Source organism: Escherichia sp. E1V33, assembly GCF_004211955.1.
In the GTDB taxonomy this organism is placed as follows: Bacteria; Pseudomonadota; Gammaproteobacteria; order Enterobacterales; family Enterobacteriaceae; genus Escherichia.
Genome location: NZ_RHJI01000023.1, coordinates 69,560 through 91,565 on the forward strand (window position 1 = coordinate 69,560; position 22,006 = coordinate 91,565).

A 22,006-nucleotide genomic window follows, 5' to 3' on the forward strand; every position below is an offset into this window, starting at 1 on the left:
CACCTTGTTCAAATAAATTGATTGATATCTAACATACTGATAAACCATTTATTTGTTGCACTTATGAACCAACTTTCTACCACGTGGCAGTCATGGCAGCGTTAAAGGCACGGAATGCCACGCAAAGTGCAAATTATATTCGCTCTACATCCCGCCAGTTGCAGTTAACGTAACTGGCTATCTTTCGAACCTCTGCGATTATATCCTGTATAAGCTGGTTTTTGTAAATCTTTCTCCTGCTGGCAATGAATACATAAGCGCACGCCAGGAATGGCTTCCCGACGGGCCTGTGGGATAGGTGCGCCGCACTCTTCACATTCATACAGGCTTTCGCCACGCGGAATTTCACCCCGGGCGCGGGCAATCGCATCTTCAATTGTACTGTTGATCTGTTCGTTGACGGCGTCATCGTTAGCCCAACCGGATGCCATATCGTCCTCCCCATATCAATGCTTGTACAGTTAAGTGTAGCTAATATAGGGACGAACTCAGGCAGTTCAAGAGTCAGATCTCCGACCATTCCCGCAGCAGGTTATGATAAAGATTGAGCAGCGACAGGATCTCTTCACTTTCGCCATATCGGCTTTTCAGCGACTGAATATTGTTGTCCAGTTCAAACAGCATGGCGCGCTTTTTATCATCGCGGATCATCGACTGGATCCACATAAATGATGCCACTCGCACGCCGCGGGTTACGGGTGTCACGCAATGCAGGCTGCTGGAGGGATACAACACCAGATCACCTGCCGGGAGTTTTACCCGATGTTGTCCGAAGGTGTCATTAACGACCAGTTCGCCGCCGTCGTAGCTTTGTGGATCGCTTAAAAACAGCGTGGCAGAAAGGTCAGTGCGCATCCAGCCGTTTTGTGGATGGCTGCGTACTGCGCCATCCACATGAAAACCATAGGTTTCATTGTTCTGATAACGATTAAACAGCGGGGTGGAAAGGCTACGCGGTAAGGCAGCGGCAAAGAACAAAGCATGTTGGTTAACCGCGTTCAGCACCTCATTTTGCAGTGCGGCGTACAGGGCGCTGCGGGTGTCTACCTGTTGATTGTTCTTAACTTGTGCACCTTGTGCTCCGGTGGTGACGCGTCCATCCACCCATTCGGCTTGTTCCAGTTGTTCGCGAATCCGGGCGACGTCCTGTGGCGATAGCACGCCAGGAATGTGGTACATCATACAAGTTCTCCAAAAAGTGGGGCCTGCGCCCCACATCTGAATCAGAAATGCATATTGGCGGTGAGCAAGAAGGTTCTTGGCTCGCCCGGGTGATAACGGTAGCCGCTCTTGTTGATTGAGGCGACGTAATCGGTATCAAACAGGTTGTAGACATTTAGCTGGAAGTCGAGATTGCGATTAACCCGATACCCCAGTTTGGCGTCGGCGACCCAATAACCTTCAGTAAATGCTGGCGTTCCCACCGCACCGTCTGAACCTTTATGCATACTGCCGATGTAGCGCGCGCCCGCACCAACGGAAATATCATCGGTTGCCTGATACTGGCTCCATAAGGTGAAGGCGTGCTCCGGCGTATACGGCAGCGATGAGGAACCATCCTGGGCGACATCAGCGCCATTTTTTATGGTCGCTTTCTGTTGGGTATATCCACCAATCACCTGCCACGCGGGAGTGATATTCCCGGCCACAGAGATCTCATAACCTTCGACGCGTTTCTTTCCGTATTGCGAGTAGGTCCCGTCATCATTCTGCTCAACTTCATTTTCAATGTCGGTACGGAACAGCGCGGCGGTAAGTAGCAGGCGTTTATCCAGCACCTGCCATTTGGTGCCAATCTCACTGGTTTTGGCTTTCTGCGGTTTAAAGTCAGTCCGGCTGGCGCTGTTGCCGCTGCCAGACTGCGCAAGAGCGAAATTACTGCCGCCCGGCGGTTGCTGGGAAACCGCATAGTTCACGTAGATGTTGCCATTTTCTGTCAGGTGGTACAGTGCACCCGCTTTCCAGTTCACCAGATTGCCCGACTTGGCGGTGTCGACGGTGGTGACTGGAGAACCTTTTGCCACACCAGCTGGGCAGGTGATGGCACCGCGTCCGCTGCCGCCGCAGGCGGTGGCACTGTCATATTCAGTATGATAATTATCCAGACGGATCCCGCCGTTCAGCTCAAAATCACGGGTGATTTGCAGCGTATCGAAGGCATAAATTGCGAAGGTATCCGTCTGACCATTGGCGTTTGCGCCGTTGCGCGTCAGGCCGCCGGGATGAATGCTGCTGTCAGGATGATAAATATTTACTGCCGGTAACGTCACCGGATTAACGCCGTAGTTGGTCTGCGTTTCACGGGTAAATTCCACGCCGGTACTGACATCATGACCGATAGAACCGGTATAAAATGTGGTGGTCAGGTTGGTCTGGTTGGTGAGAATTTTATTACTCACATCTTTGGTATTCGCTGTACGTGACCACGTCCAGCTATTCACATCGCTGGTGGGCTGAGTAATATTCGACGCCCCGCCCATAATCGCCGTCATCAGGTAATCCTGCTTCACGCGTGACCAACGCGTAGTGTTGCGAATGGTGGTGTTATCGTTGATGTCGTGCTCAAAACGCATAGTAGCGGTGTCGGTGGTCGAATCGTCGTAATCAGAATCCGTGCCATAAAAGTTATGAGTATCAACTTTTCCTGAATGATTCAGGGCCGCCGTTCCCGCAGATGGGGCAGAATAGCCCGGCAAACCGATGGTCGGAATGCCGCCGTCTGGCGTGTTGTGCTGGGTGACATGCAAATAATTAAGATACAAACGATTCGCTGTACCGAGGCCAAAAGCGACAGAAGGGGCGACGCCGTAACGCTCATTTTTGACTTTGTCGCGTCCGGCATCATGCGTTTTTTCGCCCATCACATTCAGGCGCACCGCGGTGGTATCACCAATGACCTGATTGACGTCCAGCGTGCCGCGGCGGAACCAGGCGCTGCCAATACTGGCGGAGGCGTCAATGCCGGAATCATTGCGCGGCTGCTTGCTGATCATATTGATCGAGCCAGTCGGCGCGCTGCGCCCGTAGTCGGTGCCGGACGGCCCTTTAATCACTTCGACCTGCTCGGTATTGAAGGTGTCGCGCGAGACGCTGCCGATATCGCGAATGCCATCAATATAAATACTGTTAGATGTATCGGCACCGCGCATATAAATGGCGTCGCCAGTGGTGGAGTTACCGTTCTCACCCGCAAAAAACGCACCCACGCCGGGGACGTTTTTGAGCGCGTCGGTAAGGTTGGTTGCGCCCTGATCTTTAAGCACTTGTTCAGAAATCACCGTCATCGTGCGGGTAGTATCCGCTACCGGACGCGAGAATTTCGGATCGGCAGATTGTTGTGGTGCATAAAGCGAAGGCGTTGATGCTTCGACAACCAGCGTGTCATCAGCATTGTTTTGCCCTTCGGCGGAAAGTGCCTGTGCCACAGGCGTGATGCCAATACAAAGACCGGCAAAGAACGTGAGCGAATGAAATTGTCTGGCAGGGAAATTGCGATTGTTTTCCATTTTGCAGGTGACTTTTTCTTATATGTTGAAATTTTCACTGTCACGAGAAAGCCTCTCTGCGGATGCGATGCCACTGTTAATCCCGTGATAGTGTTCGTGCAAGTGATAATAATTTTGATAAGCATTATCACTTGACGCGATTTTCTATCACCCTTGACGCGAAAAAGAAATACATTTATTTACATTGCGTTCATATTTGATGTTTTTTGATTACAAAACAGGCGAAAACTGCATCCAGAGGCGAATGCAGTTACGTTGGTGGGGTTATTTGTAGATGGTTGCAGTACCGAACATCTGATCATTTCCTCCCGCGGAATTAATGACATAACCTTTCGCGCCTTGTTCGCGCGCTTTTTCTGCCAGTTTATCCTCCAGATCGCTTAGGTTTGATGCGCCAGTTGCCGAAACGGTACCGGCGGGCCGTAGCTGACCGCTGTCCAGGTTACTCATCGGTTGCGCGGCATAAGCCGTGAGAGAGATTCCGCTCAGGACGGTGGCAATCAGTAGTGTGAGGCACTTTTTCATAATGACATCCTCATAAATACAACGGGTAGTGCCTGATAAGTGTAGGTCGCCTGCGCGATGCAAATGACGCAAAAAATTGACAGAGATGTGCTTATTTTTTGAACGATATATTTTTACAAAACAAGACAAATCAATAAGATACATGCTGCTGATTTTTATGATGAATTGCCATAAACCATAGTCATAATAAGGTTTTTAGAAATGATAAACGCAGCCAGATATTTACCCTGTAGCGTTATGCGGGTATCTTACGCCGCTGCTTAAAGGAGAATGCTATGTCCGCCCAGAAACCGGGGTTGCATCCGCGCAACCGTCATCACAGCCGCTACGATCTCGCCACGCTTTGTCAGGTGAATCCTGAACTCAGGCAATTCCTCACGCTTACACCCGCAGGGGAGCAAAGCGTAGACTTTGCCAATCCGCTGGCGGTGAAGGCGCTCAATAAGGCGTTGCTGGCCCATTTTTACGCCGTAGCGAACTGGGATATCCCGGACGGTTTTCTCTGCCCGCCAGTACCGGGCCGGGCGGATTATATTCATCACCTGGCCGATTTACTGGCAGAAGCAACAGGAACAATTCCAGCCAATGCCAGCATTCTGGATATCGGCGTTGGTGCGAACTGTATTTACCCGCTGATTGGCGTACATGAATATGGCTGGCGTTTTACCGGTAGTGAAACCAGCAGCCAGGCATTAAGCAGCGCGCAGGCGATCATCAGTGCTAATCCGGGGCTTAACCGCGCCATTCGTCTGCGTCGGCAAAAAGAGAGCGGGGCGATTTTTAACGGCATCATCCATAAAAACGAGCAATACGACGCGACCTTGTGTAACCCGCCATTCCACGATTCCGCCGCTGCGGCGCGGGCAGGTAGTGAGCGTAAACGCCGTAACCTGGGGCTGAACAAAGACGATGCGCTGAATTTTGGTGGCCAGCAACAGGAGCTGTGGTGTGAAGGCGGTGAAGTCGCCTTTGTCAAAAAGATGATTGAAGAGAGCAAAGGCTTCGCGAAGCAGGTGATGTGGTTTACCTCGCTGGTTTCTCGTGGCGAAAACTTACCGCCGTTGTATCGTGCTCTGACGGACGTGGGCGCGGTGAAGGTGGTTAAAAAAGAGATGGCCCAGGGGCAAAAGCAGAGTCGCTTTATTGCCTGGACCTTTATGAACGACGAGCAGCGCCGCCGTTTTGTCAATCGCCAGCGTTAAAGCGTTGGCTCCCCCGGCGGCAGCGGTTCAGCCGGGGTCGCGCCCGGAGCAGGCAGCACCTGATAAGTCTGCACCGGCGCGCGAACACCCGCCAGGTCGAAATGTTTTTTCACCTGGCTGTCGAGGGCAAAGCGTACCGTCCACTGTTTGAGCGGCAGCGTAGTGAACGAAACACGCAGTGTAAACGCGGTATTGCTTAAGCCGACAATCCCGGCAAAATTCGGTTCACCAATAATCAGCCCGCGAATTTCTTCGTTTTCCATTAATTCCGCTACCGCATCTTTCAGTGCCTGATTGGCTTTATCAGCATCTTCATGGCGATCAACATCGTAATTTGCCACCACCGAACCAATGCCGCGGACGAAGTTAGCAAAGGTGGTTATCGAAGACCACGGAATGATGTGATACGCCCCGGTATCCTGACGCACGCCCACGGAGCGAATCGACATCCGTTCCACAGTGCCGGTCAACGGCCCGATAGTAACCAAATCTCCAGTGTTCATGCCGTTTTCAAACTGAATAAATACCCCGGTGATAATATCTTTCACCAGCGTTTGCGAACCAAACGAGATAGCCAGACCTAATGCCCCGGCACCTGCCAGCAATGGCGCGATATTGACGCCGATTTCCGACAACACAATCATGATGGTGATGGTACTGATAATCACCGCCAGCGCGTTACGAAACAGCGTCAGCAGGGTACGTGTACGGGCGCTGGGTAGCGGGCGGCCATGAATATCCGAAGCCAGCCGGTTTTCGATCAAACTGGCGAGCACCGTCCAGCCAACCGCCGAGAAGAAAAGAATGAGTGCGATACGGATCAGGATATCTACGGTTTTCTGCCCCGCGCCGTTTTGCAGCCAGTTCCAGAAATCGAACAATCCCCATGCGCTCAACAGCAACATTACTGCCACGCAGACTGTCAGAATACGTGCCGTTTTTAGTGCCGCCGAAAGCCAGCCGTTCAGCCGTTTTTGCAGCTCTGGATAGTTTCGCTGAGTATGTGGCGAGAGGGTGATGGTTTTCGCCAGCCAGCGGGAAAACATACCGGAAACAAACGCCGCGATACCAATAATCGCCAGACTGCGCACCGTCGCGCCCATCATAAATTTCAAGCTGTTGCCCGGATCGAACAACGAAAAGAAAAACAGCACGATAAAATAGGCGCTTGCCAGCCAGTGCCACACCAGCGCAAAGGCGCGGATAAACAGGCTGAAAAAGGCCAGCGAATGCTCCGCAAAGTTGAGCAAATGCTGGGTAATCTCTTTTTTATTACGAAAGATCAGGTACAGCGCCCAGACGGTCATGCACAACATAATAATAACGTTCGCCAGCGCACCTATCTGTACATTCACCTGATTAGAGATAATCGGTACTGCCACAATCAGGCCATAGCCAATCAGGCTGCTTAACCAGCTCAGGCGACGACTCCAGTAACGGGCGTTCTCGTCCTGAATCGTGAATGGGCGCAGCTCCGCCACATTTGGGCAAAAAATCAGGCGTAAAACCGCTTTGAAAAATTCAATCAGGGCGAAAGCATTAAGGAACAGACTTTGTTGAAAGGCGATGGTGCGACTGCCCGCATTCAGGTTGTCGCTTAATACCTGTCCGACAAATAACGTCAAAGCCAGTAACAGCAGGTCGATAATAAACGCCCCGATAATCATCGCCGGAAGCTGCAACCAGTTACTGCGCTCACGATTTTTTTGCCGCGCCCACTGGCCCATTTTGCGATACAGCGGCAGTGCACACAGGCGAATCAGCCAGTAAAAACCAAACACTAACACCGCTAACATTGAAAAATGGGTCAGCGCATTGCTGAAGGTTTGTGGGTTGAACGGTTTATGCGGGGAGCCGGTGATATTGCGATAAAGTTGTCCGAAGCGGGCGGAAAGGGCTTCACCATAATGGCGGCTGACTTCGGTGACCTTTTGCAGCACGGTTTGCTCTTCAACCAATGTCGGCGGCACTATCTTCGGTACGGGCTCCGCAGGGGGCGTCGCGGCGACGGTACGCAACTGGTCAATCAACTCTTTACGCGAGGTGTCATTATCCAGCACATCCGCCAGTGCGCCATAGGCCGCTTTTTTTTGTTCGATATCTGGTTCCGGGGCCGGTTCAGAGGCCGAATCCGATGTGGCTGTGGTTGTAACGCCGGGTATGGATACCGCATGGGCAGGTGCGCCCAGCAGGCAGAAGAGGATGAACAGGATCCACCGCATGACTCCTCCAGTGAGAAAACAGAGCAAAAAGATAAGTATAGATGCTGGGGGAGGGGCGATTTTAAATGAGAGGAATCTGGTGTGCCTCCCTTTCGGGTGAAAGGGAGGAAGGGATATTAAGCAGGTTGCTGACAACGTGCGGGCTTTTTTGCCGGATGCGGCGTGAACGCCTTATCCGTCCTACAAGTTCATGCAATTTTAATAAGTTGCCATATATCCTGTAGGCCTGATAAGCGTAGCGCATCAGGCTATTAAGAGACATGCTGCAAAAATTCCTGCAAGCGCTGGCTCGGCGGGTTCTTGATCAACACCTGCGGATCGCCATCTTCCGCAATTCGGCCTTTATCAATGAAGATAAGACGTGATGCTACTTTCTCGGCAAAACCGATTTCGTGGGTCACGATCACCATCGTCATCCCTTCTTCAGCCAGATCCTGCATAACCTTCAGTACTTCATGGCGCAGTTCCGGATCAAGAGCTGATGTCGGTTCATCGAACAGCATCATTTTCGGTTTTACCGCCAGCGCACGGGCAATCGCCACACGCTGTTGCTGACCACCAGAAAGCTCGGAAGGGTAGTGGTGAGCGCGTTCCGCCAGGCCGACTTTCGCCAGCAGCTCACGAGCCAGTTTTTCCGCCTCTTCTTTGTTCGCGCCACGCACGCGCAGCGGACCAAACATCACATTTTCCAACGCCGTCAGATGCGGGAAAAGGTAAAACTGCTGGAACACCATGCCTGCTTCCTGGCGAATCAGGCGCTCGTCAACTTTCGGATCGTTAACCTTCAGGCCATCGACGATTAGATCGCCGGAGGTGATTTCTTCCAGTTTGTTGATGCAGCGCAGCAGGGTCGATTTACCGGAACCGGACGGCCCGATAATCACCACGACTTCGCCCTGGGCAATGTTCAAATCGATATTGTGCAGCACCTGGGTTGGGCCAAAGTGCTTGGAGACGTTTTTAAATTCAATCACAGGATTTTCATCCTTCTTTCCAGACGACGCAGAATAAAGCTCAGCACCAGGGTAATAATCAGATAGAACACCGCCACGGCGCTCCAGATCTCAAGGGCGCGGAAGTTACCAGCAATAATTTCTTGCCCCTGACGGGTCAGTTCCGCCACGCCGATCACAATAAACAGCGAGGTGTCTTTAATGCTGATGATCCACTGGTTACCCAACGGCGGCAGCATGCGACGCAGTGCCAGCGGTAATATGACGTAGCGAATGGTTTCCCAACGTGAAAGACCGAGCGCCAGTCCTGCTTCACGAAAACCTTTGTGGATAGACAGCACCGCACCACGCGTGATTTCCGCAATGTACGCGCCGGAGTTGATCATGATGGTGACCACCGCCGCAGTAAACGGGTCGATGCGTAAGTCGTTAAACGCCATCGGCAGGGCAAAGTAGATAAACATCACCTGGACGACGATTGGTGTGCCGCGGATCACTTCAATAAAGACCAGCGCGACGTGGTTGGCTATCCAACCACCGAAGGTGCGTGCAAAACCTGCGAGCAGTCCAATAACCAGGCCGCCAGCCAGACCGAGGACCGAAATCCACAGGGTCATTTTGGCGCCTTCAATCAGAAGCGGAATGGCAGGCCAGATGGCACTCCAGTCAAACTGCATATGTTGTTCCTGTTACCGTGGTGTAAATAATAAAAGTTAGGGTAATTAATGGCGTCGGAGCTGCTTTGTGCTCCTCACCCTAACCCTCTCCCCAGAGGGGAGAGGGGACTGCCAGTACGCTTTACAGGCGTAGCGTTATTATTTTGGTTCAGTACCGAACCATTTTTTGTAGATTTCGTTGTAAGTTCCGTTCTCGCGCAGGGTTTTCAACGCGCCGTTGACTTTGTCACGCAGCTCGTCGCTACCTTTCGGGAACGCGATACCGTATTGCTGTGCTTCCAGAGAGTCACCTACCGCTTTGAACTGACCGTTACCGGCAGTTTTGATGAAGTACAGAATATTTGGCGTATCGTGCAGAACGGCGTCTGCGCGGTTGGTGCCCAGTTCCATATAGGCGTTATCGATGTTCGGGAACTGACGCAGATCTTTGGTTTTGATGTTCGCTTTTGCGTAATCAACGGAGCCGGTGCCACTCTTCACAGCAACCACTTTACCGTCGAGATCTTTCACGCTTTTCACATCGTTATTGTTGGCTTTCACCATCACTAACAGGCCGCTTTTGTAGTAGCCGTCAGAGAAATCGATCGCTTTTTTACGCTCGTCGGTAATAGTGATGCCCGCCAGCGCCAGATCGACGTTTTTAGTTTGCAGCGCTGGGATGATGCCGCTGAAATCCATCGGTTTCAGTTCGTAATCCAGCTTGAGCTCTTTGGCGATTGCAGCCCACAGATCCACATCAAAACCAACGTATTTGTCGCCCTGTTTAAATTCAAACGGAACGAAGGCGGTATCCGTCGCCACAACCAGTTTTTTATCCGCGGCATGAGAAGAAACCGCAAAAGCCAGGGTCAGTGCAGCCAGTGAAACTTTTAATACAGACTTCATAGCATTTCCTTTTTTCTATCCACGGGACGATCCCCTGCGTGACATTTACGTATATGAAAAAATCGTGCCAGTTTTACAACTCTTTGATTTTTATAGGAGCAATTAAAACGGGTTGCACAATTTATGGGGCAACATCTCCGGTCTGCACCATGTTGGGGCGCCAAAGTGGTGCGCAAAAATAGTGCACTCGACACATAGGTTATTTAGCGTAAATTCTGATGAAAAAACAATCTTTATGTAACGATTGTGTGATGGCGTTGATACAAATATTTTACTTAGATAGACAGGAAAGACGATGGGTTGCACTAAAAAAGTGCATAGAGGTGGGCAGCAATACAAAACGGCCTCCTGTCAGGAAGCCGCTTTTATCGTTTACTTAAGTTTTGCACCATCTGTGATGGATTTATTCGATATTAGATTCGATAAACCACAAGAATTTATCCAGGTCGCGGGAAGCGGCGGTCAGGATATCTGCGGTGTCGTCATCTTTCGCTTCGCCAATCGCTTTACGCACATCATTAGCGACAATCGCGTAACGGTCAGCCAGTTCTTTCAGGTGATCCTGAACGCTGTGGATGTCCAGCGGGTAGCTTTTCAGCGGGGTTTTGCTGTTAATAACTTGAGTGGTACCAAGGGCTACGCCGCCTAGCTGCACCGCGCGCTCTGCCATGGTATCCAGGTGATCGGTCAGTGCGGTACGGAAACCATCCAGCATCTCATGTACGGCAATGAAGTTAGCGCCGCGCATGTTCCAGTGCGCTTGTTTGGTAATCAAAGAGAGATCAATAAACTGGATAACCTGGCGATTCAGCAACTCAACTGTCGCTTTCTTCTCGCTGTCAGAGACATCGTTGCGGGTATAAAGCAGATTGGTCGCTTTTGCTTTAACTAATTTAGCGGTACTCATAATTTCATATCCTCTTGATGTTGTGTCCCAGTAATTAACGAGACTAAGTATAGCACCGCCCTGGTGTTCCGCTATTCTGGCTGTTCCTATCACACTAATAGCAGTAACAAGCGTGAAAAATAAAAACCATATAAATTCACATGGTTATGTATATTGCCAGGAACGATTCTTATTTTCTTTTTTACGCGAACTATTCAGAGAGAATAGGTTTTGCGATAACAAGATATATAAAAAGGGCAGGGATCAAGAGTCGTGTAATATTCTGCATGGTTATGCATAACCATGCAGAAAGGTAGCTTTAATTAATATCTAATTCTTTAATTTTAGTCTCTTTGCGCGCTGTCAGCGTTGAGCCCATTGAGGCGGCAATAATAGCGCTGAGGGCCAGCAGTTGTATTGGCACCAATGTCTCACCGAGGAAAATCATTCCGGAAACGGCAGCCAGCGCAGGTTCCATACTCATTAGCGTACCAAATGTCCGTGTTGGCAGACGGGTGAGGGCAATCATCTCAAGCGAATAGGGTAGAGCGGTAGAGAGGATAGCGACAGCCAGACCCAATGGAACAACCGACCAGTGCCAGAGCGCCTCTCCAGCCTGGAATGCGCCAATCGGCACGAAAATAAGCGCCGCAATCAGCGAGCCGATGGCCACCGTTGCCGGGCCGTGTTCCGCACCGGCGCGTTGCCCACTTAATATGTAGACAGCCCAACAAGCACCAGCACCGAGCGCCAGCGCACAGCCGGTTAGGTCGACATGGGAAACATCCTGCCCCAGCGGCAGCAGGAACCACAGGCCGAGTACCACCAGCACAACCCAAACAAAGTCTACGGGGCGGCGTGAAGAGAACAGCGCCACTGCCAGTGGGCCGGTGAACTCCAGCGCCACCGCAATCCCAAGCGGCACGGTCTGAATAGAAAGATAAAAAAGATAGTTCATTCCACCCAGTGAGATGCCGTAAAACAACAGCGGCAAGCGCTGTTCTTTGGCAAATCGCAGCCGCCACGGTTTAAAGAATGCGATAAGAATCAATGTTCCCAGCGCCAGACGCAGGGCAGTCACGCCCGGCGCGCCGACCAGTGGAAAAAGCGACTTTGCTAATGAGGCCCCGCCCTGAATAGACGCCATGGCAACGAGCAATAATAATATCGGTAACCAGACCGGCATTTTACGTAATGTCCCTGGCATCCGTTCCCCCATAAATTTGTATAGTCAGGTAAAGCGAGGAGTGTACTGGATATAACCAAAACTGGTTGAGCATTTGTTGAAAAAATTTTCCCCCGTTTTGACTAAAATGCGCCAGGATTGATTGATTCATCAGCTTGGTGATTAGGAATAATCTGGATGAACGGCAGTGAAAATATGCGTAATACTTACGCAGTTCACTGAAAAAATGATTTAAATTTAGATGGATAGCGGCATGTGGAAACGTTCTGTTACATGAAATGGCCCGTTAGACATCACAAATCGCGAAGAGTTTCCCATTAATTTTTGATATATTTAAAGCTTAGGACTTATTTGAATCACATTTGAGGTGGTTATGAAAAAAATTGCATGTCTTTCAGCACTGGCCGCAGTTCTGGCTTTCACCGCAGGTACTTCCGTAGCTGCGACTTCTACCGTAACTGGCGGTTACGCACAGAGCGACGCTCAGGGCCAAATGAACAAAATGGGCGGTTTCAACCTGAAATACCGCTATGAAGAAGACAACAGCCCGCTGGGTGTTATTGGTTCTTTCACTTACACCGAGAAAAGCCGTACTGCAAGCTCTGGTGACTACAACAAAAACCAGTACTACGGCATCACTGCTGGTCCGGCTTACCGCATTAACGACTGGGCAAGCATCTACGGTGTAGTGGGTGTGGGTTATGGTAAATTCCAGACCACTGAATACCCGACCTACAAACACGACACCAGCGACTACGGTTTCTCCTACGGTGCTGGTCTGCAGTTCAACCCGATGGAAAACGTTGCTCTGGACTTCTCTTACGAGCAGAGCCGTATTCGTAGCGTTGACGTAGGCACCTGGATTGCCGGTGTTGGTTACCGCTTCTAATCACTTCGGTGATATAAAAAATCCGCCTCTCGGGGCGGATTTTTGTTTTTAAGGTTTCGGGTCGAAAATATCGGTTCCGAGATGGTTGTAATCCACCTTCTGTAACTGGAAGTTGGTGATGTATATCGGCCCGGCTTTCTTCTCAGATATAAACGGGTATTTGATGTTAATTTCCTTCGCTTTAATTCCCGTCCACTGGGAGAAAAAGCCTAAGAAGTCATTGGCTGAACGGCGGGCTTTAATCACCCGATGCGCTTTATCGTCGCTGGAAATGACCATAAAAGGCACCTGAAAGTTCTGCTGATATTTATCATCGTGGGCCAGGTATTGCACTTCTTTTCCGCGTTCTTTAAAGGCTAAACCGTGGTCTGAAAAATAAACCATGGAGAAACTGCTGCCGCTGTTGCGTAACTGGTCGTACAGTTTGCGCAGTAAATCGTCCGTTTGCGTCATGGTGTAGAGATAGCACGATGTTTCTTTCGATTGTACAAAGGTTTCGTATTTACCTTGTGTCCGGTCACAGGCCTGAGGATGTGAGCCCATCAGATGCAAAACAATCAGTTGCGGCTGCGAGTGTTCTTCCGCCAACACCTGAGCGGTCATTGTCAGTAGTTCTTCGTCTTTAGCGTTCTTATCTGCTTCAAAATTACCGTTTTTCAGGAAGTGCACTTCATCTGCACGTTTAGCAATGCTGGCGATAGCCGTATCGTATTCGCCTATTTGTCCCTGATTAGAAAACCACCAGGTCTGGAATCCTGCTCGGTTGGCCAGGGTCACAAAGTTATCCTGAAACTGTGGCTTGCCATCGACAACGCGATTGAGCGTTAAGCCAAGCGATTTCTGCGTGGAGCCACTGGCGGCAATGTAGTCAGCAAATATCAAACCGTTAACGCTGCTGGCAAACGGGGTATTGTTCCAGTGACCGCCAAAGGCACCGAGGGCATCGCGACGTGCGCTTTCGCCAATGACCACCACATAAGTGTGATATTTTGGTTTAACTGCAGTGACTGTCCAGGTATCTTTCATCCCGGAAAGTTTCGCCATCCGTTCTTGCTCTTCAATCACCTCGTTATTGTTGACGATGACATCCCTGGCAAAACGAAATACCGGATAACCGGTGTCTTTGAGTTTAAATACGCCGCCCCAGGCGAGATTTTGAACCGGAGCGACAAAAAATGTCGCCACACTGAATACCAGACACAGGCTGTCGAATTTATTCCAGCGTGCTTTTTCATCCTCTTTTTTCCGCCTGATCGCAATCACGCCGAGCGCAAAAATAAATAAACCGACCAGATAGCTATACCACGGGAAGATCGTCAGAATTTCGGTCGACTCTTCCATATTGGTGGAATGTAGCGCCAGCAATGTATTGAAGTTAGGCGCACCGTACGCCTGAGCAAAAGGGAAATAACAGGCTGCCACCAGCGAACAGACGCCTATTAAGGTTTTTTGCACGCGCGGCAACATCCGCCATAGCAAAAGCAAAATGGCAGTAAAAGCGGCGGTGTAGAGAAAACTAAAGGGATAACCTAAACCAAGGTTAATCAATAGCGACTGTAAAAAGTAGAACGCAGTCCACGGGCTAAAAACCCGGCTACGGGAAACAAGCGATTCTTTAAGGGTTAAGTTCATATGCCACTATCGTAACAAACGCCATGTGCTTACCCTGGCGTCAAGGGTCAATACCTGCAAGAGTGCGTGAAGAGGGGGAAGGGTCCGCATCTGCGAGCCGCAATATACGCAGGGCTGCAAGAAGATAGAGCGAGCTGCCGTTCAGGTCAACTACTGAGGAACAAATCTTTTGCGAGGAGAATAGCAAAACCGATAAAAAGTGGGGGTTTTCAATCCTGAACAATCTATGCCTGCAATAAAGCAGGAGTGAAGCGGCGTACCGCGACGCCGCTATTTATTGGAAGGTTTATCTTGCTGCGGTTTGTTGTTGACCATATCGCACAACATCGAGAGCAGCATTAACCGTACTTTAAAGGGAGAGTGACTAAACACGCGTATACACCTCTTGAACTCATTCATAAGACCTCCTGACTTGCTAATCCCGTCGGTCCTTGAGGGATGATTGCATTACATACAGATATAGCACAGGCTATATTATATAGCTATTGCTAAAACGTTAATTTTTTGTGCCTTCGCAACTCTGGTTTACAATGTGCGCACGAAATGAGAACGCTATGTATGCGTCACCATAATGAGGAAGCACAATGAGTCGTCGCGCAGGTACGCCATCAGCAAAAAAAGTGACGCAGTTAGTGAACGTGGAAGAGCACGTTGAAGGATTCCGCCAGGTCAGAGAGGCACATCGCCGTGAACTTATCGACGATTACGTAGAGCTGATTTCTGACCTGATAAGGGAGGTTGGAGAAGCGCGTCAGGTTGATATGGCCGCCCGTCTGGGAGTCTCTCAACCTACGGTGGCTAAAATGCTTAAGCGACTGGCAACAATGGGATTGATTGAAATGATCCCCTGGCGTGGCGTGTTTTTAACGGCGGAAGGAGAGAAACTGGCACAGGAAAGCCGCGAACGACATCAGATAGTTGAAAACTTCTTGCTGGTATTGGGCGTTAGCCCGGAAATCGCCCGCCGCGACGCGGAAGGCATGGAGCACCATGTCAGTGAAGAGACGCTGGACGCCTTTCGTTTGTTTACCCAGAAACACGGTGCCAAATGAGTCTGCCCTTTTTACGCACGCTGCAAGGCGATCGCTTTTTTCAGTTATTAATTCTTGTTGGCATCGGATTAAGTTTTTTCGTTCCTTTCACACCTAAGTCCTGGCCTGGCGCTATTGACTGGCACACCATCATCACCTTAAGTGGTCTGATGCTGCTGACCAAAGGCGTCGAGTTAAGCGGTTATTTTGACGTGCTTGGGCGCAAAATGGTGCGCCGTTTTGCTACTGAGCGTCGACTGGCGATGTTTATGGTGCTGGCGGCGACGCTGCTTTCTACATTTCTGACCAACGATGTCGCGCTGTTTATTGTTGTTCCGCTAACCGTCACGCTAAAAAGACTGTGTGAGATCCCGGTTAATCGGCTGATTATTTTTGAGGCGCTGGCGGTGAATGCCGGATCGTTGCTGACGCCGATTGGCAATCCGCAAAATATCCTCATCTGGGGACGCTCTGGTCTTTCGTTTGTTGGTTTTATTGCCCAAATGGCCCCGCTGGCTGGTGCGATGATGCTGACACTCCTGCTGTTGTGCTGGTGTTGTTTCCCTGGAAAGGCACTGCAATATCATACGGGTGCGCAGATGCCTGAGTGGAAGCCGCGGCTGGTGTGGAGTTGTCTGGGGCTGTATATCGTCTTTCTTACGTCGCTTGAGCTAAAACAAGAACTGTGGGGGCTGGTGATTGTGGCGGCGGGCTTTGCGCTTCTGGCGCGTCGCGTGGTGCTGAGTGTGGACTGGACGCTGCTGCTGGTGTTTATGGCGATGTTTATTGACGTCCATTTACTGACCCAGCTTCCGGCATTACAGGGCGTGTTGAGCAACGTGAGTCATTTATCTGATCCTGGATTATGGCTGACTGCGATTGGTTTATCGCAGGTAATCAGTAACGTGCCGAGCACGATTTTGCTGCTCAATTATGTACCGCCGTCTTTATTTCTGGCATGGGCGGTAAACGTAGGTGGCTTTGGGTTATTACCCGGATCGCTGGCAAATTTGATTGCGCTACGTATGGCGAACGATCGCCGTATCTGGTGGCGTTTCCATCTCTATTCAATACCGATGCTGTTGTGGGCGGCGCTGGTGGGATATGTTTTGTTGGTTATGATCCCGGCGGGATAAGGTCTGGCAAATTAAAAAGGCGGAATATCACTCCGCCTTTTGCTTTAAGTTTTGAAGATTAATTCAGACGAACTGGCATCCCGGAACGGTTTTTAATCGCTTCATCCAGAACAACCTGATCAACGTCTGGCTGGCCGGTTACTGTCTGTACGCTCTTCGTCAGGGTAATCGGTACAATTTCCTGACCTTCAAACTGGGCTTCGGTGGTAGACAGTGGGTTATGGACTTCAATGTAACGGCTGCCGTCTGGTTCGGTAGTCGCTTTCACCGGCTCATCAATAAACTGCACGCGAGTACCGACTGGCACTTTCTCGAACAGGAATTTAATGTCTTCGTTACGCAGACGCACACAGCCGTGGCTTACGCGCAGACCGATACCGAAGTTAGCGTTGGTGCCGTGGATAGCGTACAGGCGACCGATGTACAGTGCGTACAGCCCCATCGGGTTATCCGGGCCAGCCGGAACGACAGCCGGAAGCGGTTCGCCCGCTGCGCGGTACTCTGCGTGCATTTTGGCAGTCGGTGTCCAGGTCGGGCCTGCTTTCTTACGCTCAACTTTGGTGGTCCAGTTGATAGGCGTGTCTTTGCCTAACTGACCAATGCCGATCGGCAGCACAATAACGGTGTTGGTCCCTTTCGGATAGTAATACAGACGCATCTCTGCACTGTTAATGACGATACCTTCATGTACGGTATCTGGCAGGATCAACTGCTGCGGAATGTTCAGTACGGTGCCGCCTTTCGGCAGGAAGGTATCCACACCTGGGTTAGCTTCCATCATGTTGGAAAGACCCATCTGGTACTCGGCAGCAAAATACTCCAGCGGCTGAGTGTTACCTTCAGGGATAGTGATCACCTGATTCTGACCAACCAGGCGACTCCCGTCGGTTGGCAGAGGATAAGTTACCGCAGAGGCGGTACTGCAAAAGCCGACAACAGCGAAGGCCGCTGCGAATAATGTTTTCAATTTCATATTCATGTTAAGCGAGATTTAGTGCCTGGCAGGCCATTAGGTTGAGAATATTAGAGTATTGGAAGCGCATTATATGTTCATTCCAGCTAACAGTGAAATCAGATGTGTACGAAATCACATTTTTTGCCTTTGGCTTGAGTGTAGACCTTAAGCGACGGACAGGATCTTCTTTCAGACTTATGGCATAATGCGCGGTTTGTCATATCTCTTTTCAGGATACGCCTGTGTTAGTTTCCAGTAACGTCACCATGCAGTTCGGCAGTAAGCCGTTGTTTGAAAACATTTCCGTCAAATTTGGCGGCGGCAACCGTTACGGCCTGATTGGCGCGAACGGTAGTGGTAAATCCACCTTTATGAAAATCCTCGGCGGCGACCTTGAGCCGACGCTGGGCAACGTTTCCCTCGATCCGAATGAGCGCATTGGTAAGCTGCGTCAGGATCAATTTGCCTTTGAAGAGTACACCGTGCTGGATACGGTGATCATGGGGCATAAAGAGTTGTGGGAAGTGAAGCAAGAGCGCGACCGAATCTATGCTTTGCCGGAAATGAGCGAAGAAGATGGCTACAAAGTGGCCGATCTGGAAGTGAAATACGGCGAAATGGACGGTTACTCTGCAGAATCGCGTGCGGGGGAATTGCTGCTTGGTGTAGGCATTCCACTGGAACAACACTACGGCCCGATGAGTGAAGTTGCCCCTGGCTGGAAGCTGCGTGTGCTGCTGGCGCAGGCGTTGTTTGCTGATCCAGACATTCTCCTGCTCGACGAACCGACCAACAACCTGGACATCGATACCATTCGTTGGCTGGAACAGGTGCTGAACGAGCGTGACAGCACCATGATCATCATTTCGCACGACCGTCACTTCCTCAACATGGTTTGTACTCACATGGCGGATCTGGATTACGGTGAACTGCGCGTTTATCCGGGCAACTATGATGAGTACATGACGGCCGCAACCCAGGCGCGTGAACGTCTGCTGGCCGATAACGCCAAGAAGAAAGCACAGATTGCCGAGCTGCAATCCTTCGTTAGCCGCTTTAGCGCCAACGCGTCTAAATCTCGCCAGGCGACTTCGCGCGCGCGTCAGATTGATAAAATCAAACTGGAAGAGGTAAAAGCCTCCAGTCGTCAGAACCCGTTCATCCGTTTTGAGCAGGATAAGAAACTGTTCCGTAATGCGCTGGAAGTGGAAGGGCTGACTAAAGGATTTGATAACGGCCCACTGTTTAAGAATCTCAATCTGCTGCTGGAAGTCGGTGAAAAACTGGCGGTGCTCGGCACCAATGGCGTCGGTAAATCGACCCTATTGAAAACGCTGGTGGGCGATCTGCAACCGGACAGTGGTACCGTAAAATGGTCTGAGAACGCGCGCATTGGTTACTATGCCCAGGACCACGAATATGAGTTCGAAAATGATCTGACCGTGTTCGAATGGATGAGTCAGTGGAAGCAGGAAGGCGATGATGAGCAGGCGGTACGCAGCATTCTTGGTCGTTTGCTGTTCAGCCAGGATGACATCAAAAAGCCTGCGAAAGTGCTTTCCGGTGGGGAAAAAGGGCGGATGCTGTTTGGTAAGTTAATGATGCAGAAACCAAATATTCTGATCATGGACGAACCGACGAACCACCTGGATATGGAATCCATTGAGTCGCTGAACATGGCGCTGGAACTGTATCAGGGTACGCTGATCTTTGTTTCTCACGACCGTGAGTTTGTGAGTTCACTGGCGACCCGCATTCTGGAAATCACTCCGGAACGCGTGATCGACTTTAGCGGTAACTACGAAGATTATCTGCGTAGCAGAGGGATCGAGTAAGTTATTATCCGTCACCCCGATACTGTCGGGGTGACGGCGGCTGATGACAAACGCAAGATTGCCTGATGCGCTACGCTTATCAGGCCTACGCAGTACCTGCAATATATTGAATCTGCAGGACTTTGTAGGCCGCATCCGGCATGAACAAAGCGCACTTCGTCAGCAATCTGAGCAACATCGAACCGACTTTCTTAATCCCACATCAATTCACTTCCATTAACTCTCAAACGTCCATGCCCAGTGCGCGCTTACCGTGAATGTTCAGATCATCCAGCGTAAAGCGGCCTTCCCAGTTTGCTTCGTAATCTTCCCGCGGGAAGTCGCCAGGTGATGCGCCTTTTTCCAGCGCCATTTTAACTTTGTGTGCGTAAGCCCGATTTTTCTCACACATAGGTGCAGCAGGGATATACATCACGTTGCCCCAACCCTGTTGATTGTTTACTGGCGCGACGGAGTGAATCACATCGCAGTGCCACCACACGGAATCCCCCGCTGTTATCGCGGGAATCGAGGTCAACGCTTTAATCAGTAGTGGATGCCATTTCTCTGAAATGGGTAGAACTTTGCCAGGTGCGACCCCGCACAGTTCCTCGTCCGGTACGTCATCCAGCAGCGGGCGCAATAAAACATACGCCATCGCTTCCGGGATAGGCACCACATGCAACAATCCCTGACCCGACAACATATCAGAGAGCGCCGTCCAGCCTTGAAACGTGCGGAACACCGAACATTTGGTGGTGTTATCCACCGTGTACTCTTCGACGTCGGTCCGGTGTGCAGCATCCCAGGGATCGTAATCATCGAAATTACCATTAAATACATTGGCAAAAACGCGCTGATAAGCGGGTAATAACCACCGTTCCAGCGCACCAGAATCGGTATGCGCGCCCAGGCCTTTAGATGTAGTACCTGGAGGGCGGCGGCGGATCCTGTCTGGGTAAATCACACTGATATCAGGATCAAACCACTGTTTGCCGTTGCTTTCAGACTTCCACAGGCGGTTCAGGAAAGATTGCACTGCTGCCATATTTTCGCTCTGTCGCGCCTGCATCTGTGCTTGCGACCAGTAAATGGGATAGATTTCGGGGCGAGAAGCTTCCAGTGAGCCGAAAAAACTGTCGCCAGGGCCTTTATAAACATCATCAAAATGATTGATATCAAGATAATCGAGCATGGCACGATCCCACGCCAGCGCCTGCTCGCGAGGGAAATGGCCTTTTATGACTGCACAGCCGCGACGTTTAATTTCATTGCGAGTGGCATCGCTAACTGTACCTGCGGCAATATCGCTATAAGAAACCTCCGGCCAAACCGGCAACCCTTGCGCTTTTAGGGCATCGATTTCAGCAATACGCGTTTCGATTTTTGCAGAGAGAGTATCGAAAACCTGTTGTACATCACCGAGCTGTTCCCGCAGCGCAGCTTTCATCTCTCGGATAGCCGCTTTCGCATCTGTGGGTAGCGTCTCACAGGAAAAAGTCATATCAACCTCGCACCTTTCGTTCGAAAGTAAAATGATTACGATTGATACTTTAAGTTAAAAATAAGTTAACGCAAGATAAAAATCTTGAGTCAGTGCACAAAGCGAGCAAAAAGGAGAGAGGCCGAAGTGTTCACTTCGGCCACGGGGAAGATCAACTATTGAAAGGAGCGAGATTATCCAGCACCGCCTGAATTACATTCAGCGCGCCTTCATGATTATTGTCATCCGTAGCGTAATGGGCGATTTGTTTAATACTTTCAGCAGCATTGCCCATCGCAAAAGAATAATGCGCCATTTTTAACATTTCGGCGTCGTTACCGCTGTCGCCAATTGCCACGACATTTTGCGGCGACAAATCCCAGCGTTTTATCAATCGTGAAATACCGTTCGCTTTATGCAGGCCAGGTATAATCAGGTCAATAAACCCAAAACCACTGGTCACCGGTTTCATAATGCCGTCGAGTGCAATGTGCAGTTTGTCTATCACCAGTGGGATCTGTTCATCCGGTAGGTTAAGAGAAAACTTGAACAGCACATCGTCAATATCCTGGTAATCCTTTACAGGTTTCAGTCGATGGTAGTGTTTTGCCATCAGAGCGACAAAAGCTTCTGGCGCATTCTCACTGATATAGGCACTTTGCAGGCCACAAGCGACAAAATTTAGCTGTTTATCTTTCAGCAGTTCACCAATGACAATTTGCGATTCATGCCGGGTCAACTCGCCGTGAAACAGCTGTTTGCCATGTTCGTAAACCAGCGCGCCGTTTTCTGCGACAAATGAGATTTCATCCTTTAGCTCAGGAAAGAAGGAAATAAGCTGATAATACTGATTACCACTGGCGACAACGAACTCAATACCGCGTTTTTTAAGTTCCTGATACTGCGCCATAAAACGCTCATGGTTGTACGTTTTGGCGTCGTTTAGAAAAGTACCGTCCATGTCTGTGACGATAACTTTTACGCTCATAGAAGTGCTCCTGGCAATGAATGCAAACCGCCACAG

General features: G+C 50.3%; 21 protein-coding genes. 6 read left to right on the forward strand and 15 right to left on the reverse strand.

Annotation, left to right across the window (positions count from 1 at the left end; all coding sequences use genetic code 11):
* Window positions 1-164 precede the first annotated feature (164 nt).
* From ybiI to mcbA, 4 genes are all read right to left on the reverse strand, one after another.
* Window positions 165-431: a C4-type zinc finger protein YbiI gene (gene ybiI, locus D9742_RS20415; RefSeq protein WP_000146357.1), complete on the reverse strand. Its 267-nt coding sequence runs from the start codon at window positions 429-431 to the stop codon at window positions 165-167.
* A 73-nt stretch (window positions 432-504) separates the two neighbouring features.
* A complete protein-coding gene (gene ybiX / locus D9742_RS20420; RefSeq protein ID WP_130238054.1) occupies window positions 505-1,182 on the reverse strand; it encodes a PKHD-type hydroxylase YbiX in 678 nt (225 codons plus the stop codon).
* Window positions 1,183-1,223: 41 nt separating this feature from the next.
* Window positions 1,224-3,506 carry a catecholate siderophore receptor Fiu gene (locus tag D9742_RS20425; protein WP_130238055.1) on the reverse strand — a complete coding sequence of 761 codons (2,283 nt, stop codon included), beginning with the start codon at window positions 3,504-3,506 and terminating at the stop codon, window positions 1,224-1,226.
* A gap of 264 nt (window positions 3,507-3,770) precedes the next feature.
* The gene (gene mcbA, locus D9742_RS20430) at window positions 3,771-4,031 is read right to left on the reverse strand and encodes a DUF1471 family periplasmic protein McbA (protein ID WP_000710619.1); all 261 of its coding nucleotides are present in this window, start codon (window positions 4,029-4,031) and stop codon (window positions 3,771-3,773) included.
* 275 nt (window positions 4,032-4,306) lie between these two features.
* On the opposite strand from mcbA, the gene rlmF reads away from it, so the two are divergent.
* A complete protein-coding gene (gene rlmF / locus D9742_RS20435) occupies window positions 4,307-5,233 on the forward strand; it encodes a 23S rRNA (adenine(1618)-N(6))-methyltransferase RlmF (RefSeq protein ID WP_130238056.1) in 927 nt (308 codons plus the stop codon).
* Here rlmF and ybiO read toward each other — a convergent pair.
* From ybiO to rhtA, 6 genes are all read right to left on the reverse strand, one after another.
* On the reverse strand, window positions 5,230-7,455 hold the full coding sequence (gene ybiO, locus D9742_RS20440; RefSeq protein ID WP_130238057.1) for a mechanosensitive channel protein: 2,226 nt from the start codon (window positions 7,453-7,455) through the stop codon (window positions 5,230-5,232). The two genes, rlmF and ybiO, sit on opposite strands and share 4 nt — an antisense overlap.
* 251 nt (window positions 7,456-7,706) lie before the next feature.
* The gene (gene glnQ, locus D9742_RS20445; protein WP_000569080.1) at window positions 7,707-8,429 is read right to left on the reverse strand and encodes a glutamine ABC transporter ATP-binding protein GlnQ; all 723 of its coding nucleotides are present in this window, start codon (window positions 8,427-8,429) and stop codon (window positions 7,707-7,709) included.
* Window positions 8,426-9,085 (reverse strand): glutamine ABC transporter permease GlnP, encoded by a 660-nt coding sequence (gene glnP / locus D9742_RS20450; protein WP_001159065.1) that lies wholly within the window; start codon window positions 9,083-9,085, stop codon window positions 8,426-8,428. The genes glnQ and glnP overlap by 4 nt, the downstream gene beginning before the upstream one ends.
* Before the next feature lie 138 nt (window positions 9,086-9,223).
* Window positions 9,224-9,970, reverse strand: a complete 747-nt coding sequence (gene glnH, locus D9742_RS20455; protein ID WP_000843866.1) for a glutamine ABC transporter substrate-binding protein GlnH — start codon at window positions 9,968-9,970, stop codon at window positions 9,224-9,226.
* A gap of 403 nt (window positions 9,971-10,373) precedes the next feature.
* Window positions 10,374-10,877: a DNA starvation/stationary phase protection protein Dps gene (gene dps, locus D9742_RS20465; RefSeq protein ID WP_064530112.1), complete on the reverse strand. Its 504-nt coding sequence runs from the start codon at window positions 10,875-10,877 to the stop codon at window positions 10,374-10,376.
* A 298-nt stretch (window positions 10,878-11,175) separates the two neighbouring features.
* Complete coding sequence (rhtA, locus tag D9742_RS20470) at window positions 11,176-12,063, reverse strand: threonine/homoserine exporter RhtA (RefSeq protein WP_130238058.1); 888 nt, start codon at window positions 12,061-12,063, stop codon at window positions 11,176-11,178.
* 234 nt (window positions 12,064-12,297) lie between these two features.
* Between rhtA and D9742_RS20475 the strand changes: the two genes are divergently transcribed.
* Entirely contained in the window at window positions 12,298-12,363 is a 66-nt protein-coding gene (locus tag D9742_RS20475; RefSeq protein ID WP_120795379.1) for a protein YliM, read from the forward strand.
* A gap of 52 nt (window positions 12,364-12,415) precedes the next feature.
* The gene (gene ompX / locus D9742_RS20480; protein WP_001295296.1) at window positions 12,416-12,931 is read left to right on the forward strand and encodes an outer membrane protein OmpX; all 516 of its coding nucleotides are present in this window, start codon (window positions 12,416-12,418) and stop codon (window positions 12,929-12,931) included.
* A 48-nt stretch (window positions 12,932-12,979) separates the two neighbouring features.
* Here the strand turns inward: ompX and opgE are convergent, their stop codons facing one another.
* On the reverse strand, window positions 12,980-14,563 hold the full coding sequence (gene opgE / locus D9742_RS20485; protein ID WP_130238059.1) for a phosphoethanolamine transferase: 1,584 nt from the start codon (window positions 14,561-14,563) through the stop codon (window positions 12,980-12,982).
* 270 nt (window positions 14,564-14,833) lie between these two features.
* Window positions 14,834-14,962 (reverse strand): manganase accumulation protein MntS, encoded by a 129-nt coding sequence (gene mntS, locus D9742_RS20490; protein WP_130238060.1) that lies wholly within the window; start codon window positions 14,960-14,962, stop codon window positions 14,834-14,836.
* Window positions 14,963-15,147: 185 nt separating this feature from the next.
* On the opposite strand from mntS, the gene mntR reads away from it, so the two are divergent.
* Window positions 15,148-15,615: a manganese-binding transcriptional regulator MntR gene (gene mntR, locus D9742_RS20495; protein WP_130238061.1), complete on the forward strand. Its 468-nt coding sequence runs from the start codon at window positions 15,148-15,150 to the stop codon at window positions 15,613-15,615.
* Window positions 15,612-16,730 carry an anion transporter gene (locus D9742_RS20500; RefSeq protein ID WP_130238062.1) on the forward strand — a complete coding sequence of 373 codons (1,119 nt, stop codon included), beginning with the start codon at window positions 15,612-15,614 and terminating at the stop codon, window positions 16,728-16,730. Before mntR ends, D9742_RS20500 begins: the two co-directional genes overlap by 4 nt.
* Window positions 16,731-16,788: 58 nt before the next feature.
* Here the strand turns inward: D9742_RS20500 and ldtB are convergent, their stop codons facing one another.
* On the reverse strand, window positions 16,789-17,709 hold the full coding sequence (ldtB, locus tag D9742_RS20505; protein WP_001056384.1) for a L,D-transpeptidase: 921 nt from the start codon (window positions 17,707-17,709) through the stop codon (window positions 16,789-16,791).
* 218 nt (window positions 17,710-17,927) lie between these two features.
* On the opposite strand from ldtB, the gene D9742_RS20510 reads away from it, so the two are divergent.
* Window positions 17,928-19,520 carry an ABC-F family ATPase gene (locus tag D9742_RS20510; RefSeq protein WP_130205149.1) on the forward strand — a complete coding sequence of 531 codons (1,593 nt, stop codon included), beginning with the start codon at window positions 17,928-17,930 and terminating at the stop codon, window positions 19,518-19,520.
* Window positions 19,521-19,743: 223 nt separating this feature from the next.
* Here D9742_RS20510 and D9742_RS20515 read toward each other — a convergent pair whose 3' ends face one another.
* Both D9742_RS20515 and ybiV read right to left on the reverse strand, forming a co-directional pair.
* The gene (locus tag D9742_RS20515; RefSeq protein ID WP_130238063.1) at window positions 19,744-21,003 is read right to left on the reverse strand and encodes a DUF1479 domain-containing protein; all 1,260 of its coding nucleotides are present in this window, start codon (window positions 21,001-21,003) and stop codon (window positions 19,744-19,746) included.
* Window positions 21,004-21,154: 151 nt separating this feature from the next.
* The gene (gene ybiV, locus D9742_RS20520; protein ID WP_130238064.1) at window positions 21,155-21,970 is read right to left on the reverse strand and encodes a sugar-phosphatase YbiV; all 816 of its coding nucleotides are present in this window, start codon (window positions 21,968-21,970) and stop codon (window positions 21,155-21,157) included.
* Window positions 21,971-22,006 lie beyond the last annotated feature (36 nt).